Genomic DNA, 18,403 nt, shown 5'->3' with positions numbered 1-18,403 from the left:
AATGGATAAGATTAAGGAAATCATTGTGGTTGAAGGTCGCGATGATACCAAGCGAGTCCATGAAGCCTTAAATGCAGACACGTTCGAAACGAACGGGTCTGCTTTGTCGTTAGATGATTTAAAGCGCTTAGGAGTTTTGCAAGCTAAACGTGGCCTAATTGTATTAACAGATCCCGACTTTAATGGAGAGCGGATTCGGAAGATGATTAGTCAAAAAATTCCAGAAGCCAAGCACGCTTTTATTAGCCGTCAGGCGGGAGTGCCTAAAAATCATAGTGGGAGTTTAGGGGTAGAGCATGCTAGTCCACAAGCGATTCGGCAAGCGATCCAAGCAGCGCATGGTAGTCATGGTCTAGATAAGTTGCCGCCCACAATTAACCAGACAGATCTAATGCAAGCCCATTTAATTGCTCATCCCCAAGCCAAGCAACGCCGGCTTCAATTGGGTGAAATATTAGGGATCGGCTACGTTAATGGTAAACAGTTACTGCGTCGTCTACAGATGTTTCAGATTACGGCTGAGGAACTAAGATCGGCCATTCAACAAATTGATCAGAAAGGATCATCAGATGAAAAAAACAACCGCAATTGGTAATTACCGGCGGACGCGTGAGATTTTAGAAAAACACGGGATTCATGCCAAGAAAGGCTTTGGGCAAAATTTTTTGACCGACTTGAACGTGTTAAACGGGATTGTTCAATCTGCTCACATCACACAGGGTGACAATGTGATTGAGATTGGTCCTGGAATTGGGGCATTAACTGAAGTTTTGGTCAAAGCGGCACATCAAGTAGTGGCTTTAGAAATTGACGGTGATTTGTTACCCGTTCTTGATGATGTCTTAGCTCCTTACAATAATGTGAAGGTTATACACCAAGATATCTTAAAAGCTAATCTCCCAGAATTGATTCAAACAGAGTTTACTAATCCTCAGCAACCGATTAAAGTTGTTGCCAATCTCCCGTATTACATTACCAGTCCCATCTTAATGAACCTGTTGGCCAGTGAAGTCAACTGGGATACAATTTGTGTAATGATGCAAAAGGAAGTAGCAGAACGTTTAACCGCCAAGCCAGGGACCAAAGCCTACGGTTCCTTGACCTTAGCAATTGAGTATCAAATGCAAGCAAAGGTAGCTTTTAATGTGTCGCGACGGTCCTTTGTTCCAGCTCCCAATGTGGACTCAGCAATTGTGGTTTTAACGCCCCGCCAAAACGAAATACCAGAGTTGCCCTTTGATGATAAACGTCTTTTTGGTTTGATTCGAGGGTGCTTTGCCCATCGGCGCAAGAGTCTTTGGAATAATTTGAAATCATTAATGTCTAATGATCGAGCTAAGCTTGATTTAGTTACCAATGCCTTAGCAGAAGTTCGAATTGATCCGCAAACACGACCAGAACAGTTAACCTTGAACGATTATATTCGCTTGACCAACGCTTTACATCAGCAAATGGTCTGGTGACCTAAATTAATTGAAGCTGGGAAAAAGCAATCAGACGCCCCATAGGGCTAACCTAGAACGAGTGTTGGTACGAAACGGACCGACGTGAGTTCGTAGTTAGACTCGTGGGGCGCGCTTTTTAACCGTAATTACGAGTGTGATCAAAAGAATTGAGGATGGCATTAGTTGAAAGGATGCTGGGGACCTTAGTATAATGATTGACAAGCAAAATTTTTGTGGGAAGGAGGCCATTGATGATAATTACGGAAAAAGCTCCAGCTAAGATTAATTTAGCTTTGGATACCCCCATGCGATATTTCGACGGGTTACCCCAATGGAATATGGTGATGAATTCGGTTGATTTAGCCGATTATGTTACTGTTGAAACCCACCCTAGTCCACAGACCATTAAGGTTTACACAGATAGTGGCTTTTTACCCAATGATCAGCGGAATTTGGCCTATCAAGCTGCTCATATTTTAAAATCCCGTTTTCATCAAAGCGATGGGGTGACAATTCGGATTCAAAAAAATATTCCAGTCGCCGCGGGTTTGGGTGGTGGATCATCGGACGCCGCCGCAGTTTTACGGGCTTTGAATCAGGCTTGGCATTTAGACTTGTCTTTAGCTGAACTAGCTAAATTAGCCTTGTCGATCGATTCGGATGTCCCATATTGCGTTTATGGACATACTGCGCATGTAACGGGGCATGGAGAACAAGTCACTCCACTCCCTAATTTTCCTCATTATTGGGTCGTGATTGCGAAACCTAAAGTTAGTGTTTCAACCCCAACGATCCTACGACAAATTAATTATGAAACGATTCAACATGTTCCAACTAATCAGTTAGTGACAACGATCCAAGGACATAATTGGGCGCAGGCTTGTCAATATATGGGAAATTGTCTCGAAACGGTGACCTGTCAGGAATATCCAGAAATCAATAAACTTAAGCAGAAAATGTTATCGCTGGGGGCCGATGTTTCACAGATGAGTGGAACTGGACCAACGGTTTTTGCCATTTGCCATGCGGAATCCCGAGCTAAACGGATTTATAATGGATTAAAAGGTTTTTGTCATGAGGTCTATCAAGTTGTCTTATTATAAGGGGCTGGTGAAGAAAAAATCTTCCCAGCTCATTATTTATGGCTAATAAAAAATTCCACTTGCTTTATCGGTAACTATCAAGTATCATACTTTAGTTCAAATGGTAACTATTACTATTAAATAAAAAATAAGCAATTAGGGGATTGTAGTATGATCAAAAAATATTGGAAAATCGGTTTATTAGTGGTGGTTTTATTAGGTGTCTTTGGTTTAATGGTTACGAATTGGACGCCTAATAAGACAAGTCAAAAGCCCATTCGGGTGGTCACTAGTTTGAATTTTTATGGTGAGGTGGCTAAAGCGGTTGCTGGAGACCATGGTCAAGTTACTTCATTTATTGATAATGAGGCAGTGGATCCTCATGATTTCCAACCATCAACAAAAGAAGCTCAAAAAGTAGCTAAAGCAAATGTTGTGATTGTGAATGGGCTGGGGTATGATAGTTGGCTAACTAAGTTAACCAAAGCTGCCGATAGTTCACAAAAAGTGATTAATGTCGGGACCCAAGTGGCTGATAAAAAGAATGGCGATAATGAACACGTTTGGTACCAACCGGCGACCATGAACAAGTTGGCCATCCAGCTTGCCAAGCAATTTAGTAAACTTGATCCAGAACATAAGGCTGATTATTATAAGAATGCTAAGGCCTACCAAGCCAAGCTTACGAAGCTAGACGCAGTGATTCAAACCGCTAAGCAGAATGTTGGCGATCAAAAATTGGTTGATGTAAGTGAACCGGTTTTTGACTACGCTTTGAATAATCTAGGCTACGAAGTTAACAACAAGCATTTCGAAAAAGCGGTGGAAGATGATAATGACCCATCCCCACAAGATATTCAACAAATTCGAGATGACATTACTCAACATAAGATTGCTTTCTTTGTTAATAACAGTCAAGAAAGCGACAAGACAGTTAAGAACTTAGTGAAATTAGCTCAGGAAAATAATGTGCCAGTTCTAAATGTTACCGAAACGGAACCAAATGGAAAGTCATATGTCGAATGGATGACGGACCAGTATAAACAATTAATTAAAATCCAAGGAAGTGAATCATCATCGCATTCATAGATATTCAACATTTGTCATTAGGCTATGGCAATAAACCGGTTGTTACCGACCTGAATTTATCGATTCAGCAAGGTGAATTTTTAGTGGTGGTCGGCGAAAATGGAGTTGGTAAAACAACTTTAGTCCGGGCTTTACTCAAGCAGTTAACCCCCCATGCGGGCCAAATTGCCCGTGATCCAAAGGTTAAAATTGGTTATGTACCGCAATTTCGGAATTTAGATAATGAATATCCCTTATCGATTCGAGATTTTATTGCCTTAAATTTACCAATGAAAATGATGCCATGGCTGACAGCAGTTGAACGTCAACAAGTTGATCGGATCATTAAAGCAACAAATCTTTCGTCAATTGCTGATCAACCACTCGGATTAGCCTCAGGGGGCGAAAAGCAACGGACCTATTTAGCTCAAAGCCTCCTCAGTGATCCGAATCTGTTGATCCTTGATGAATCCACTGCGAGTCTGGACCCAGACAGTAAAATTGAATTATTGTCATTAGTTCAAAAATTTCAACAGTCCGGTCTAACCGTGATCTTTGTCACTCATGATTGGGAGTTGGCGCAACAATTTGGGACACATTTTTTGCATATGGAACCAGGTTGCTACCGAAATGGGACGATTGACCAATTGTCACAACACTTAGGAGGGAAATAAATGTTTGCTTTAAGTTTTATGCGTCACGCTTTTGTGGCCAGCACATTAATTGCCATCCTCAGTGGTGTTATTGGGGTTTTTGTCGTTGCTCGTCAAATGTCTTTTATGACCCATACCCTCTCTGAAATTGGCTTTGCAGGTGGTTCCTTTGCGGTCTTTGCCGGCTGGTCATCTTTAAATGGGATGATTTTATTTACCGTCTTGAGTTCCGTGTTGGTTGGCCAGCTAAGCCTGAAAGAATCTCGTCGGGAAGCGGTGATTAGTGCCGTGTCAGCTCTTTTTATTGGTTTAGGGATTTTGTTTCTTTCGTTAAGTAGCCAGACGGCTAGTTCAGCCACTAGTATTCTGTTCGGCAGTGTTGTTGGAATTAGTATTACCGAGGTTTGGCAGTTACTGTGGTTGACGATCTTGATTTTGGCGGCAGTTTTCCTTATGTATCGGCGCTTGAAATTTACTTCCTTTGACCGTGACGGTGCTAAGGTTAGTGCCATTAACGAAACGGTGATTTCAATCTTATTTTTGTTAATTTTGGCGGTTAGCGTAAGCGTGACAGCGCAGATCGTTGGTTCGCTCTTGATTTTTATTTTGCTAACCCTCCCAGCGGCCAGTGCCAAATACTATACGACTGGGGTTGCGAAAATGATTGGCTTAGCTATTCTCTTTTCCTTATTAGGAACCTGGCTCGGGCTTTACTTGGGTTACATTACGAACTGGCCCGTTTCTTTCTTTATTGCGGTGATTGAGGTTTTGATCTATTTATCGGCCTTGATATATCGTCATTATCAAGTCAATTAGTGAAGGATGCCGAAAAAGGCGTCCTTTTTTGCTGTAATTTATTCTTTTAGGAGGTAAAAGGCGAACATTCGTGTTACAATTGATGCATCTAATTTGTTAACGACATTGTAATGAGGTAAAAATATGAAAATTAGACGGAGTAATCGGTTAGTCGATATGACACGTTATTTGTTGGAACATCCCCGCGAATTAGTGTCATTGAAGTTCTTTGGTGAACGGTATGGATCAGCGAAGTCATCCATTAGCGAAGATTTGGGGATCATTCGGAAAACACTCCAAGATTGGGGCGTTGGTAAATTGGAAACTTTACCAGGAGCCAGTGGGGGAGCGCGGTTAACGCCGATGTATAGTGCTGATAATGCCAAGATGGTGATCGACCAATTGGTTGAAAAGGTTGATGACGAGAGCCGGCTTTTACCAGGAGGGTATGTTTACCTTTCAGATTTATTAGGTGATCCAGAAGTTTTACGAGAAGTCGGGCGCTTGATCGCGACCCAATACGAAGCGCAAGACGTGGATGTGGTTATGACGATTGAGACCAAGGGAATCCCATTAGCTCAAAGTGTGGCCATGTATCTAAATCGCCCATTTGTTATCGTTCGGAATAGTTCGCACATTACTGAGGGCTCAACCGTTAGCGTTAACTATGTATCTGGTTCATCTCAACGAATCAAGAAAATGGAATTATCACGGCGGACCCTAAAAGAAGGGGCCAACGTGGTTGTGGTTGACGACTTTTTAAAGGGTGGTGGTACCCTTAATGGGATGAAGTCTCTGATCGATGAATTTGGCGCTCATTTGGTGGGGATGAATGTTTTTGCAGAAGGGCAGTTTGAAGGGGAACGCTTAATTGGTGAATGCACCTCCCTGATTAAGGTTGATAGTTCTGATAACCAATTTAGTGCCAAACCTGGTAATTATTTAGCAACGGTATTTAATTAAGTAGAAAGAAGCAAGTTAAAGATGACAACTCGAAATGCAATTATCCTTGCTGCGGGCAAGGGAACGCGGATGAAGTCAAAGCTCCACAAGGTGTTACATGAAGTTTGTGGAAAGAGTATGGTAGAACATGTCTTAAGTCAATTACAATTGGCTGGGATAAATAAGATTGTGACGGTGGTCGGTTTTGGGGCCGATGATGTTAAACATACCTTAGGTGACCAAGTGGCCTATGCTTTACAAAAGCAGCAATTAGGAACTGGTCATGCCGTAATGCAAACCGAGAGTTTACTCGGCCAAAGTGAAGGAGAGACCCTCGTTGTTAGTGGGGATACTCCCTTGTTTACGGCCGCGACTTTTGATCGCCTCTTTGACTACCATGAACAACGACATGCGGCCGTGACGATTTTGACGTCTAAGGCGCCCGATCCCACCGGCTATGGACGGATCGTCCGGAATGAAGTGGGGATTGTGGAACGGATTGTGGAACAAAAAGATGCGACATCCGAAGAACAAGATATTCACGAGATTAACACCGGGGTTTACTGTTTTGATAATCAAAAACTTTTTGCGGCCCTTAAAAAATTGACTAATGATAATGCCCAAGGAGAATATTATTTAACGGATGTGATCGGTATTTTAAAGTCACAAAACGAGGTCGTGACGGCTTATCAAATGGATGACTTTGAAGAGTCGATGGGGGTTAATGATCTGGTTGCCTTGGCTAAAGCGCGGCGTATCATGCAAGAACGGATTAACACTAAGTTAATGAAAGATGGCGTTTCTTTGATCGACCCAGACACCACCTACATTGATGCAGATGTCAAAATTGGCAATGATACGGTCATTGAAGGTGGCGTGGTGATTAAGGGCGAAAGTCGGATTGGATCGGATTGCTTTATCGGTGCTCACTCGCGGATTGAAGATTCTGTATTACACGATGAAGTTAAGGTGATTTCATCAACCCTGGAAAAGGCAGAAATGCATACCGGTAGCGATATCGGACCAAATAGCCACCTTCGTAAAGGGGCTGAACTAGGGAAAGATGTTCATGTGGGGAATTTCTGTGAAGTGAAGAACGCCTACTTAGGTGAAGGTACTAAGATGGGGCATTTATCCTATGTGGGCGACGCCACATTGGGTAAGAACATTAATATTGGAAGTGGGGTTATTTTTGTTAACTACGACGGAGCTAATAAAGCCCACACTAATGTCGGTGATCATGTCTTTATTGGCAGTAACAGTAATTTAGTGGCGCCAGTCAATATTGCTGCTGATTCCTTTATTGCGGCCGGATCAACAATTACGGATGACACGGCACAGTACGATTTAGCCATTGCTCGTCAACGGCAAACGAATAAAGCTAATTATGCCAAAAAGCTTCCTTGGTAAACGGTTTCGGACCTTGATTTTTAGGGAAAAAATCAATAAGATAAAGAGTTGTAATAGATGTCTCAAATCTTGGAGGATACCATGACCAACCGTTACTTTGATACAAAGTTAAAGATCTTTGCTTTAAGTTCTAATCGATCTTTAGCAGAGAAAGTTGCAGAAAATGTTGGACTTGATTTAGGCCAACTCTCCGTTAATCGGTTTAGCGATGGCGAAATTCAAATCAATATCGAAGAAAGTGTACGGGGCGATAATGTTTATATCATCCAATCAACCTCTGCTCCAGTTAACGATAACCTAATGGAGTTATTGATTTTGGTTGATGCGCTTCGCCGGGCAAGTGCCCGAACAATTAATGTGGTCATTCCATATTATGGATATGCACGGCAAGATCGGAAAGCGCGTTCGCGGGAACCGATCACGGCTAAATTAGTTGCTAATATGTTACAAAATTCAGGGGTATCTCGCGTGCTCGCCCTTGATTTGCACGCTGCTCAAATCCAAGGATTCTTTGATATTCCGGTTGATCATTTAATGGGGGCGCCCTTATTAGCTGACTACTTCATTCAAAATGGTATTGCTGAAGAAGCGGTTGTTGTTTCGCCAGATCATGGCGGGGTCACCCGGGCGCGAGCTTTAGCCGAATTCTTGAAATCGCCAATTGCAATTATTGATAAGCGGCGTCCCAAGGCGAATATTGCTCAAATTATGAACATCATTGGGGATGTTAAGGGAAAGAAATGTATCATGCTTGATGATATGATCGATACGGCTGGAACCATTACTTTAGGTGCTCAAGCATTGATGGATGCTGGGGCTAAAGAAGTATATGTTTCATGCACGCATGCCGTTCTTTCCGGTCCGGCTATTGAACGCTTGGAAAACTCGCCAATTAAGCAGGTTGTAGTGACGGATTCAATTAAATTACCGAAGGAAAAACAAATTGATAAGATTGTGCAAGTTTCGGTAGCTCCATTAATTGCTTCCGCCATCAAGCGAATTAATGAAAATCGGGCGGTGAGTCCACTCTTCCATAATCGGTTTACTGAAACTAGTCAAGACTAAACAAACCACAAGTTTGCTAATAAACGGCGAACTTGTGGTTTATTTGTTGCGTATGTTAGAATTATTAATAATCTGTAAAATAAGTTCGATTCCGACGTTAAGGAGGAAAGTTAACTAATGAAATCAAACGGGATTAAAAAGGGCTTGGTTGGGACGGCAGCCCTATTAGCAGCAGTTACCTTGGCCGCTTGTGGTACCAATAAGTCGGCTTCTAGTGAGTCGAACACTTCAAATTCAAGTGTTACTCACACCAGTGCTTATGATAAGGCAACAAAACAAATTGCCGCTGGTAAATATCAGGCAGCGCTTGATACTTTAAATGATTCAGGAAGTACCTCGACGAAGACCAAAAATTTGGCGAGCGATTTACAAAATTACATTTCAGCAAAGTCAGCTTACGACGAAGGAAACTATGACCAAGCTTTAACCAACTTGTCAGCAGCTAAATCTGGTAATACGAAGATGGAAGCTGCTTTCCAAGCCTTGCGGGCGAAGATTACCAAAGCTACTAGTTCAAGCGAAAGTTCGACAAATAGTGCTAGTTCGGTTAGTGAAACAAGCAGCACTAATTCGGCTAGTTCTAGTGTTGCCAATGCTGCGGCAGCTAATTCGACTAGTGAAAGTGTCATTAGCCAATTTGCTAGCAAAATGGGCTTTGGTCAACAAGGTTATGGGATCATTCCAGTAAGTCAAAATGGCGACGTATATCGATTTGAAGTTCGGCAGAGTAATGCTGATAATACTGTCGCCAATCTAATTGGGATCTACGATTACAATGCTGATACTGGTGTCGTGACCCAAATTAGCTAAGCTAAAAGTGGTCGTAATGATAATAAACGCTTAACATAAATGAGGCAGGAGGAGAAACGAAAATTGGTTTCTCCTCCTGCCTCTTATACTTTTGAATTGTTCTTAAAGGACATATTTTTCAATGGCTTTAGCAACTCCATCATGATTATTACTTGCCGTTACGGCATCGGCAATTGCCAAGGTACTTGGGATGGAGTTTTCCATCGCTACACCTAAGCCGGCAAATTCGATCATTGATTCGTCGTTTTGAGCATTTCCCAGGGCCATCATTTCGTCAGCTTGAATACCCAATTCTTCGCCTAATAATTTTAAAGCGGCTCCTTTGCTGGCCTTAGGGTTGACGAACTCTAGGTAGTAGGGTTCGCTTCGGACAATGTTGAATCGGCTAGTAAGTTCTTCGGGTAAATCTTCAATCGCTTGGTCAATTAAATGAGCATCATCAGTAAACATTAATTTGCTGATCGTTAAGTCTTGGCGACAATCAGCTAAAGCATCTAATGATGAATATTGTAATGGTAAGGAAACCAAGTTGGATTCATTCGTTGAGAAAGGACTAATTTGCCGATTAATCGAATGGATATGGTGAGAGGTTTCGACGACCATGTGGAGGGCGTGCTTGAGCGCAAATGAACCTAAATCGATCATATCGTCGAATGGGATGACAAATTTGGCTAATTGATCTCCAGCAGTGTTTTGAGCTAACCCTCCATTAAAGCTAATCACATATTCATCTGATAGGCCGTTTAATTCTAATTGATCCAAGTAACTTGATACGCCCGTCATCGGACGCCCGGTACAAAGGACCACTTTCACTCCTTGCTTAGTAGCCTGTTGAATTGCTTCTTTGGTTGCTGGGGTGATGGTTAATTGATCAGTAATTAAAGTTCCGTCAATGTCGATCGCAACTAATTTAATAGCCATAATAAATAAACTCCTTTAATGTTTGATAATAGTATGGTTTTGAATGTGTGATTGGAATTCTTGGTAAATTGGGGCAAACAGCTCGGTTTGATCCGTTTCACCCAGCATTTCTTTTGGAAAGAAGAATCGTTCATCTCCTTGGGCGTGGCCGCTAACACTGTGGACGAGCGTGCTCACGCTGGACAGTTCAATCAATTCCCCGTTAGGTTGTAAAAGTTCAATTTGAGATTGGGGGTTAGCTTCTTTAGGATTATAAGTGTCGTAAGGTAATTTATAACTTGAATTAGTATCGGTGTAGTATTTACTGTTGAAGCCCGCCTTGGTAATTAAATCTTGCAATTGGGGAATTAGATTGGCGGTTGATTGATCATAAATAACGGATTTTAATGGAACTCGGTTTAAAAAGCGATTCGCCAAATCCGCTAAGATATCATCATGAGCATGGGTCCAGTGTTGGAAGTAAGTCGTTAAGACGCCATCATCAAGCGCCAGATAATCATCGAGTTGAGGTTCTTGATTAAAGAACGGCATTAAGAGGTCCGGAGTAAATTCTGATAGACTAGGGCGATCCTCATATAGGTGTTTAACCCGCATCAAGAGATGATCTAAGATAACCTCAAGGGACCGGGTCACGGGGTGGAAATAAACTTGTAAATACATTTGCAAGCGACTAATAATGTAGTCTTCAATGGCATGCATTCCCGAAATATCAAAGGCAATCCCATCTTTAATCGGTCGCATTACCTGCAAAACTCGATCTAAATCGACTAAGCCATAGTTGGTCCCCGTATAATAGGCATCACGTTGGAGGTAATCCATGCGATCGACGTCCACTTGACTAGAAATCATTTGAACGACTTGGGGATTAGGATAGGTGTGGTCAATGACACTTGCAACTTGTTCGGGAAATTGATCACTAACCCGGCGTAAGATTCGATTTACGTTAGTATCCTGGGTTATAATCTGACGGGTAATCGTTTCATGGTTCGTATTAAAAATATGTTCAAAAGTGTGTGAGTATGGCCCATGTCCTAGATCATGTAAAAGGGCAGCACAAAGCGTAACCGATCGTTCCTGATCATCCCAGCGGCCATCCCCTGGAGTTAGCTGGGGGTAATTCCGTTGAAAGTGATTACACATCCGGCGAGCAATTTCGTATGCGCCCAGACTATGACCAAAACGCGAATGTTCAGCCCCGTGAAAGATTAGCGAAGTCGTTCCCAGTTGTTTAATACGGCGTAAACGCTGTAATTCTGGGGTATTAATCAAATCGAGAATAATTTGATTATCAACGATAATGGTGCCGTGGATGGGGTCACGAAAGACTTTTTCTTTTTGCAAATTTTCATCTTGAAATGACATACGCACCTCCATTAAAAGTCTAAACATGCTATATTATAACGGATAATTAATTGAAAACGAAATCAATTATAAAGGGGAAATAAAATGGTGCTACAACAAGCGGTGACGGTGGAAGTTTCGACTTTGATTCGGCAAGGAGACCAGCAAGAAGAATTTGCCTTTCAAGAACCTGGCCAATTAGTACAAATGGGCAACCAAAAACGCTATTTACGTTATGTTGAAAGACAAAATGAACTGGAAACCCCAATTCAATTCCGATTTGATCAAGATCAAGTGATCTTAAGTCGTCATGGGCAATTAAGATCCACGCTGGTTTTTGATCAGCATCAAACAACCATCAGCAAATATCCAACGGTTTATGGCGTGATTGATTTAACGGTCCGGACTCAGGATTTGAAGGTTACAATTGATTGGTTGCGTGGTCAAGGCGAAGTAAGGATTAAATATCAGCTTTTGAACCAAGGACAGTTACTTGGTAACTATCAGATTAAATTGCAATTTAAGGCGTAATATCGTAAGATAAAGAGTAAACTTTTTGAAGGGATGTGCACCAATTGGAATTACATGTTTTTGACGGTCAAGACAAGTCAGAACTTTCAATGATTGAAGTCGCACACGCCATTTTGTCTTTCAATGGAGAAGCAATGGCCTTTGCAGACTTAACAAATGAGATTCAACAATACCTCGATAAGAGCGACGAGGAAATTCGTGAACGACTCTCACAATTTTACACGGACCTAAACGTAGACGGGAGTTTTATCTCACTTGGTGATAATACTTGGGGATTGCGTGCATGGTATCCATACGATTCAATTGATGAAGCGACGGTTGGGGAAACCGACGATGAAGAAGATCGTCCAAAGAAAAAACGGCGTAAGGTTAACGCCTTTTTGGCTGGTTCAGACGACGATGATGACGTAATCGACTACGACAATGATGATCCAGAAGATGAAGATCTGGATGATGATGACGTTGATGATGATGATTACGACGACGATTATGATGATGATAATCCGGACGAAGATGACGATGAGGATACCAACATCGAAGATCAATTGTCGGAATTTAGTGACGATGAACTAGAAGACGACGAAGAAAATTAATTAATCGACTTGACTATTAGAAGTGCCCTTTGTATTATTTTATTTGGGCTCCCAAATCATTGGGACATTTTGTACGGTTAATGAAAGCTCCCTGTTTCTTAGAAATAGGGAGCTTTCTTATTTTATTAGCGCAGGCGCCCCAGCCAAATAAAGGAGAACTAGAATGACCAAGTATATTTTTGTTACCGGTGGTGTGGTTTCGTCATTAGGTAAAGGGATTGTTGCGGCTTCACTAGGACGGTTATTAAAGAATCGTGGCTTGAAGATTGCAATTCAAAAATTTGATCCATACATTAACGTTGATCCAGGTACCATGAGTCCTTATCAACACGGGGAAGTTTTCGTGACGGATGATGGAACCGAAACAGATCTCGATTTAGGCCACTATGAACGGTTTATTGACAATAACCTTAACCGCTATTCCAACGTGACGACCGGGAAAATTTATTCAGAGGTTTTACGTAAGGAACGGCGTGGTGACTACCTTGGTCGGACTGTCCAAGTTATTCCTCATATCACCAATATGATTAAGGACAAAATTCAACGGGCTGGGGAAAGTACCGACGCCGAAGTCGTAATTACGGAAATCGGGGGAACAGTTGGTGATATTGAATCGCAACCATTTATGGAAGCCATTCGTCAAATGAAGAAGGAAAAAGGAAGTGAAAATGTCTTATATATTCACACCACCTTAATTCCTTATTTACGGGCGGCGGGAGAAATGAAGACGAAGCCAACCCAACACAGTGTTCGTGAATTACGGGGACTCGGGATTCAGCCAAATATCCTGGTGGTACGGACTGAAGAACACATTACTGATGAAATGCGGGCTAAAATCGCCGATTTCTGTGATGTGGCTCCTGAAGCAGTGATTGAATCCATGGATGCCTCCGTCTTATATGAAGTTCCATTGATGCTACAAGCACAAAAGATGGATCAATTAGTGGTTGATCACTTTGGTTTAAATGTTCCAGCAGCTGATATGCAAGCTTGGCAAGAAATGGTTGACCACATTAAGCATGGATTAACCAAGGAAGTTAAGATTGCCATGGTCGGTAAATACACTGACTTACAAGATGCTTATATTTCAGTGAATGAATCGCTCCGGCATGCTGGTTTCCCAGTTAATGCGAAGGTTAAGATTGATCACTTTAATGCGGAACATATTAATTCTGACAACGTTAAAGAAGTTCTCGGATCATACGACGGGATCCTAGTACCCGGTGGCTTTGGCAACCGTGGGGTAGAAGGAATGATTACTGCCATTAAGTATGCTCGTGAAAATGATGTGCCATACTTAGGAATTTGTTTGGGAATGCAAACGGCGGTAATTGAATATGCTCGCGATGTCTTGGGCTACCAAGATGCTAATTCAACCGAATTTGATCCTAATACAGCCCACAATGTAATTGATTTGATGTCGGATCAAGAATCAGTCGAAGATATGGGTGGTACCCAACGTTTGGGAGCTTATACTTGTCAATTGGTACCGGGAAAGATTGCTGCTGCAGCTTATGATAATCAAACTACCATTAGCGAACGGCACCGGCATCGTTATGAATTTAACAATGACTTCCGGCAAGAATTAGAAGATCATGGATTAGTGATTTCGGGGATTAACCCTGAACGTAATCTAGTGGAAGTGGTTGAAATTCCACAAAATCGTTTCTTTGTAGCAGCGCAATATCACCCAGAATTTTTATCCCGGCCTAATCATCCAGAAGGCTTGTTTGCTGCTTTTGTGAAGGCCGCAGCTCGGGCTTAATCAGGTGATTTATTAATATTTAATTAACCGACTTGTTTTTCCCTTGCTTTTTATTTATTATTGTTATTAGCTGATTAATTAGTTTGGGGTGTTCCCCCTGACTTACGTAGAAATGAGGACTTTCAATCATGAAAAAAATGATTATCAAAGGAGGAAACCGGCTAGCTGGTGAAGTCACCATTGGTGGGGCTAAAAACAGTACGGTTGCTTTGATCCCAGCAGCGATCTTAGCCGATACGCCGGTTCAATTTGATACGGTTCCAGATATTCTGGACGTTCATAACCTCATGATCATTTTGGAATCGATGAATGTGAAGTCATCCTTTACACATGGGGTCTTAGATGTCGATCCGACGCAAATCATTGAAGCCGAATTGCCAAGTAAGGCGATTAAGAGTTTGCGGGCCTCGTATTATTTTATGGGGGCCTTATTAGGACGTTTCCACCGGGCAACGGTAACTTTCCCTGGTGGTGATAATATTGGGCCACGCCCGATCGACCAACATTTAAAAGCTTTTATGGCTTTGGGGGCCACGGTCAGCGAAGATAATGGCACGGTCCATTTGGCAGCTCCACAAGGCTTGCATGGAGCGCGGATTTTCATGGATATGGTTTCCGTGGGCGCAACAATTAACGCCATCTTAGCCGCCGTCCGTGCTGAGGGCACGACGGTGATTGAAAACGCTGCTCGGGAACCAGAAATCATTGATTTGGCTACCTTTTTAAATAACATGGGGGCGCAAATTCGGGGTGCTGGGACCGATGTCATCCGGATTACCGGAGTACAGACCATGCAGTCAATGAATACCCATACCATCATTGCTGATCGGATTGAAACGGGGACGTATCTTTCTTTAGCAGCGGCGATGGGTGATGGGGTTATGATCAATAATGTGATTCCAGAACACATTGAGGCCTACACCAGTAAGATGATTGATATGGGAGTCGATTTACAAATTGGGATTGATCGGATTTACGTACCAACAGTCCATGATTTGAAGCCGACCATTGTTAAAACCATGCCTTATCCAGGTTTTGCCACAGATTTACAACAACCCTTAACCCCTTTGATGTCAAGGGCGGCCGGGGAAAGTCGGGTCGTTGATACGATCTATCCAAAGCGGGTAAAGCATATCCCAGAATTGCAAAAGATGGGGATGGATATCAGTGCCCAAGATGGCAGTATTTTGGTTCGTCAGTCCCAACAATTACGGGGAGCAGATGTGAAAGCTGCGGAAATCCGAGCAGGAGCATCTCTGATGATTGCTGGTTTAATGGCTGAAGGGACGACGACGATTCATAATGCGGATCATATTTTGCGAGGCTATGATCGGATTGTGTGGAAGTTGAACCGTTTAAACGCGGATGTTGCAATCGAGGACGAAGATTAGACTTGCAACAAGCCCACTAAATATGATATATTACTAAGGTTAAATCACTATGTTTCAGGCAATGATTCATGGCCAAAGGAGATATTAATTATGAAACAAGGAATTCATCCAGATTACCACTATGTTGTTTTTGAAGATTCAGCAACTGGTAAGCAATTTATTTCAGGATCAACCGCTACTTCTAAGGAAACAGTTAAGTGGGAAGACGGTAACGAATACCCATTGATCCGGGTTGAAATCACTTCTGACTCACACCCATTCTACACTGGTAAGCAAAAGTTTACTCAAGTCGATGGGGCAGTCGACAAGTTCAACAAGAAGTACGGTCTCAAGTAATCATACTTCGATATCAAAAAGGCCATTCCGTTGGAATGGCCTTTTGTGTTGAGGGAGGATCAAGATGAAAATTAAGAAATGGCTTTATTGGCTATTAGTCTTGATGTTAGCAATCGTAAGTTTATTATTAATTTTTAATCAACAGGTTAAAGATTATTTGGTTGATTCTTATCATCCGACGGTTACGCGGCAATCAATAAAGGCAAACACCAAGAAAAAGGCTAGTTATGATTTTAGTAATGTGCAGGATCTAAATTTACAAACGGTTGCGAAGGCCCGAGCAAATAAAGAATCGGTAAAGGTGATTGGGGTCATTACCATTCCTGACATCAAAATGACGATTCCAATTGCCAAAGGGGTGGATAATACTACTTTAGCGCTGGCAGCGGGAACCATGCGGGCGGATCAACAAATGGGCAAAGGTAATTATGCGCTAGCCGGTCATAATATGGCTAATGGAAGTAAGATCCTTTTTTCCCCGCTATACTATCATGCTAAGGTGGGACAAAAGATTTACATTACGGATTTAGATCGGGTTTATGAATATCGAATCTATGAACGTAAATTTATCGACGCGACCCAAGTGGAAGTTGTTAACAATACGGCCGAAAGGATCATCACCTTAATTACTTGTAATGATGATGGATCTCGGCGGTTGATGATTCGCGGTTCCTATGTTAAATCTTATACATATAACCATGCGCCTGCTAAAGTGCAAAAAGCGTTTAGTCAAAAATATACTAATGGACAAAAATAAAGGATGGTAAGAAAACCTATTGGCGTTTCTTACCATCCTTATTCTTTAAACATACTTGTAATTGAAGTTATAGATTGCGCCATAATGTTTTCTTATCATTGCTGGCGATAATAACGCTTAACCAAATAAAAGATTGGTAGACCGACGATAACAATTCCTAGAAATAAAACCACCCCTTGAGGGTCATTTAAAATTTCGCTGACGATCACGAAGAGTCCGCCGAAGATAGAGATTAACGGAATCCATGGATAAAGCGGGGTAGAGAAGGGTCGAAAATGGTTGCGGCGCCGTAAAATAAAAATCCCAAAGAAAGCTAAGGTATAGAAGCAATAAACAGTAAAGACACATAAATCTGATAAATGATCGGGATCAAAGAAGATCATCATGATGGTTGCGAGAATAATGATGAAAGTAGTTGCCACTACTGGGGATTTTCCTTTAGGGGTCAAATACGAGAGTGGCCTAGAAAAGGGGATATCCTGGCGTCGTGCCATTGCATAGACAATCCGGGGGAAAGTAAGAATTTTACCATTAATGGTCCCCATCATTGAGATAATAATTCCAGCCGAAAGTAACTTTCCACCAATCTCACCAAAAACAGTATTAGCGATATAAGCAACCGTGTTTTCGCCAAGTTGGTGAATTTGACTAGCAGGTAGAAAACGAAAAACCGCAATTGTAATCAAGGTATAAATGATTAAGACGATAATGATTCCCCAAATAATGGCTAAGGGAAGTAATTTTTGGGGACGTTTAATTTCACCCCCTAGGCTGGCAATGAGAATCCAACCATCATAGCCAAAAAGGGTAGCCAAAACCGCAACCCCAAAATTGCCGGTTGATTGGTGGATTCCTGAAATGGTCTGCCCCAGGGCATTATGATTGCCCCAAAATAGACCGACAATGATAATGACGGCTATAGGGAGCATTTTGCCAATCGTTGTAATAACGGAAAAGGCGGCTCCAACTTTATTTTCCAATAGGTTCATTAAGCCAATGGCAACGATCGTGATTACCGCCAAGGGGATTCGCCAGAAATTACTGAGGCCAAAGAAATTAACCATTAGGATGCTCATAAAACCAGCGACCGAAGCGATAATTGCGGGTCCATAAACGATAATTTGCATCCAACCGGATAAGAAGCCAAGAATTCGACCATAAATGTTTTCAATGTAAACGTAAAGTCCTCCAGTATCTGGCATTTGCGCCCCGATTTCAGCAATTGTTAAGCCGGCAGTTAGGGTGATAATTCCGCCAAAGATCCACGCTATGATAGCCATGGTTGAGGAACCAGCGCTATCTAAGACGGAACCTTGCTTGAAAAAGATTCCGGATCCAATAATGGTCCCCACTACGATCGACAGGGCGGAGGTTAAACCTAATGACCTTTTAAGAGTAGATTGATCTGATGTTTGCATTTAAAATCCTCCAAATTAAAATCCGTTAACCAAACAAAGCTGGCTAACGGATTAGTATTGAATATATCTTAGCATTATCG

General features: G+C 42.0%; 19 protein-coding genes. 16 read left to right on the top strand and 3 right to left on the bottom strand.

Annotation, left to right across the window (positions count from 1 at the left end; genetic code table 11):
- Window position 1 precedes the first annotated feature (1 nt).
- From rnmV to PS3_RS02420, 10 genes are all read left to right on the top strand, one after another.
- A complete protein-coding gene (gene rnmV / locus PS3_RS02465) occupies window positions 2-595 on the top strand; it encodes a ribonuclease M5 (protein WP_007121944.1) in 594 nt (197 codons plus the stop codon).
- Window positions 570-1,463, top strand: a complete 894-nt coding sequence (gene rsmA / locus PS3_RS02460) for a 16S rRNA (adenine(1518)-N(6)/adenine(1519)-N(6))-dimethyltransferase RsmA (RefSeq protein ID WP_007121943.1) — start codon at window positions 570-572, stop codon at window positions 1,461-1,463. The genes rnmV and rsmA overlap by 26 nt, the downstream gene beginning before the upstream one ends.
- Before the next feature lie 233 nt (window positions 1,464-1,696).
- The gene (gene ispE / locus PS3_RS02455; protein ID WP_007121942.1) at window positions 1,697-2,548 is read left to right on the top strand and encodes a 4-(cytidine 5'-diphospho)-2-C-methyl-D-erythritol kinase; all 852 of its coding nucleotides are present in this window, start codon (window positions 1,697-1,699) and stop codon (window positions 2,546-2,548) included.
- Window positions 2,549-2,698: 150 nt separating this feature from the next.
- Window positions 2,699-3,616 (top strand): metal ABC transporter solute-binding protein, Zn/Mn family, encoded by a 918-nt coding sequence (locus PS3_RS02450; protein ID WP_007121941.1) that lies wholly within the window; start codon window positions 2,699-2,701, stop codon window positions 3,614-3,616.
- Window positions 3,604-4,269, top strand: coding sequence for a metal ABC transporter ATP-binding protein (locus tag PS3_RS02445; RefSeq protein WP_040467938.1), 666 nt, complete (start codon window positions 3,604-3,606; stop codon window positions 4,267-4,269). Before PS3_RS02450 ends, PS3_RS02445 begins: the two co-directional genes overlap by 13 nt.
- Window positions 4,270-5,064 carry a metal ABC transporter permease gene (locus PS3_RS02440; protein ID WP_007121939.1) on the top strand — a complete coding sequence of 265 codons (795 nt, stop codon included), beginning with the start codon at window positions 4,270-4,272 and terminating at the stop codon, window positions 5,062-5,064.
- 123 nt (window positions 5,065-5,187) lie between these two features.
- Window positions 5,188-6,006 (top strand): pur operon repressor, encoded by an 819-nt coding sequence (gene purR, locus PS3_RS02435; protein WP_007121938.1) that lies wholly within the window; start codon window positions 5,188-5,190, stop codon window positions 6,004-6,006.
- A 21-nt stretch (window positions 6,007-6,027) separates the two neighbouring features.
- Entirely contained in the window at window positions 6,028-7,395 is a 1,368-nt protein-coding gene (gene glmU, locus PS3_RS02430; protein WP_007121937.1) for a bifunctional UDP-N-acetylglucosamine diphosphorylase/glucosamine-1-phosphate N-acetyltransferase GlmU, read from the top strand.
- Between the two features lie 81 nt (window positions 7,396-7,476).
- Window positions 7,477-8,460 carry a ribose-phosphate diphosphokinase gene (locus PS3_RS02425; protein ID WP_007121936.1) on the top strand — a complete coding sequence of 328 codons (984 nt, stop codon included), beginning with the start codon at window positions 7,477-7,479 and terminating at the stop codon, window positions 8,458-8,460.
- A 117-nt stretch (window positions 8,461-8,577) separates the two neighbouring features.
- The gene (locus PS3_RS02420) at window positions 8,578-9,270 is read left to right on the top strand and encodes a hypothetical protein (protein WP_007121935.1); all 693 of its coding nucleotides are present in this window, start codon (window positions 8,578-8,580) and stop codon (window positions 9,268-9,270) included.
- Window positions 9,271-9,372: 102 nt separating this feature from the next.
- On the opposite strand, the gene PS3_RS02415 is transcribed toward PS3_RS02420, so the two are convergent.
- Together PS3_RS02415 and PS3_RS02410 are read right to left on the bottom strand one after the other, a co-directional pair.
- On the bottom strand, window positions 9,373-10,191 hold the full coding sequence (locus PS3_RS02415) for a Cof-type HAD-IIB family hydrolase (RefSeq protein ID WP_007121934.1): 819 nt from the start codon (window positions 10,189-10,191) through the stop codon (window positions 9,373-9,375).
- A gap of 15 nt (window positions 10,192-10,206) precedes the next feature.
- Window positions 10,207-11,553 (bottom strand): HD domain-containing protein, encoded by a 1,347-nt coding sequence (locus tag PS3_RS02410; RefSeq protein WP_007121933.1) that lies wholly within the window; start codon window positions 11,551-11,553, stop codon window positions 10,207-10,209.
- 84 nt (window positions 11,554-11,637) lie between these two features.
- On the opposite strand from PS3_RS02410, the gene PS3_RS02405 reads away from it, so the two are divergent.
- The 6 genes from PS3_RS02405 to PS3_RS02380 all read left to right on the top strand — a co-directional run bounded on the left by PS3_RS02405 (window position 11,638) and on the right by PS3_RS02380 (window position 16,905).
- Window positions 11,638-12,063: a YwiB family protein gene (locus tag PS3_RS02405; RefSeq protein WP_040467937.1), complete on the top strand. Its 426-nt coding sequence runs from the start codon at window positions 11,638-11,640 to the stop codon at window positions 12,061-12,063.
- Window positions 12,064-12,107: 44 nt separating this feature from the next.
- The gene (rpoE, locus tag PS3_RS02400) at window positions 12,108-12,656 is read left to right on the top strand and encodes a DNA-directed RNA polymerase subunit delta (RefSeq protein WP_007121932.1); all 549 of its coding nucleotides are present in this window, start codon (window positions 12,108-12,110) and stop codon (window positions 12,654-12,656) included.
- 163 nt (window positions 12,657-12,819) lie between these two features.
- On the top strand, window positions 12,820-14,421 hold the full coding sequence (locus PS3_RS02395; RefSeq protein ID WP_007121931.1) for a CTP synthase: 1,602 nt from the start codon (window positions 12,820-12,822) through the stop codon (window positions 14,419-14,421).
- Between the two features lie 128 nt (window positions 14,422-14,549).
- Window positions 14,550-15,812, top strand: a complete 1,263-nt coding sequence (locus PS3_RS02390; protein WP_007121930.1) for a UDP-N-acetylglucosamine 1-carboxyvinyltransferase — start codon at window positions 14,550-14,552, stop codon at window positions 15,810-15,812.
- A gap of 90 nt (window positions 15,813-15,902) precedes the next feature.
- A complete protein-coding gene (locus tag PS3_RS02385) occupies window positions 15,903-16,148 on the top strand; it encodes a type B 50S ribosomal protein L31 (RefSeq protein ID WP_007121929.1) in 246 nt (81 codons plus the stop codon).
- A 64-nt stretch (window positions 16,149-16,212) separates the two neighbouring features.
- On the top strand, window positions 16,213-16,905 hold the full coding sequence (locus tag PS3_RS02380) for a class A sortase (RefSeq protein ID WP_007121928.1): 693 nt from the start codon (window positions 16,213-16,215) through the stop codon (window positions 16,903-16,905).
- 95 nt (window positions 16,906-17,000) lie between these two features.
- Here the strand turns inward: PS3_RS02380 and PS3_RS02375 are convergent, their stop codons facing one another.
- Window positions 17,001-18,323 carry an APC family permease gene (locus PS3_RS02375; protein WP_007121927.1) on the bottom strand — a complete coding sequence of 441 codons (1,323 nt, stop codon included), beginning with the start codon at window positions 18,321-18,323 and terminating at the stop codon, window positions 17,001-17,003.
- Between the last annotated feature and the right edge of the window lie 80 nt (window positions 18,324-18,403).

This window comes from Limosilactobacillus gastricus PS3 (assembly GCF_000247775.1).
GTDB classification, from domain to species: Bacteria; Bacillota; Bacilli; order Lactobacillales; family Lactobacillaceae; genus Limosilactobacillus; species Limosilactobacillus gastricus_A.
The sequence above is the reverse complement of the archived record's forward strand: the minus strand, read 5'-3'. Positions and strand labels throughout refer to the sequence as shown.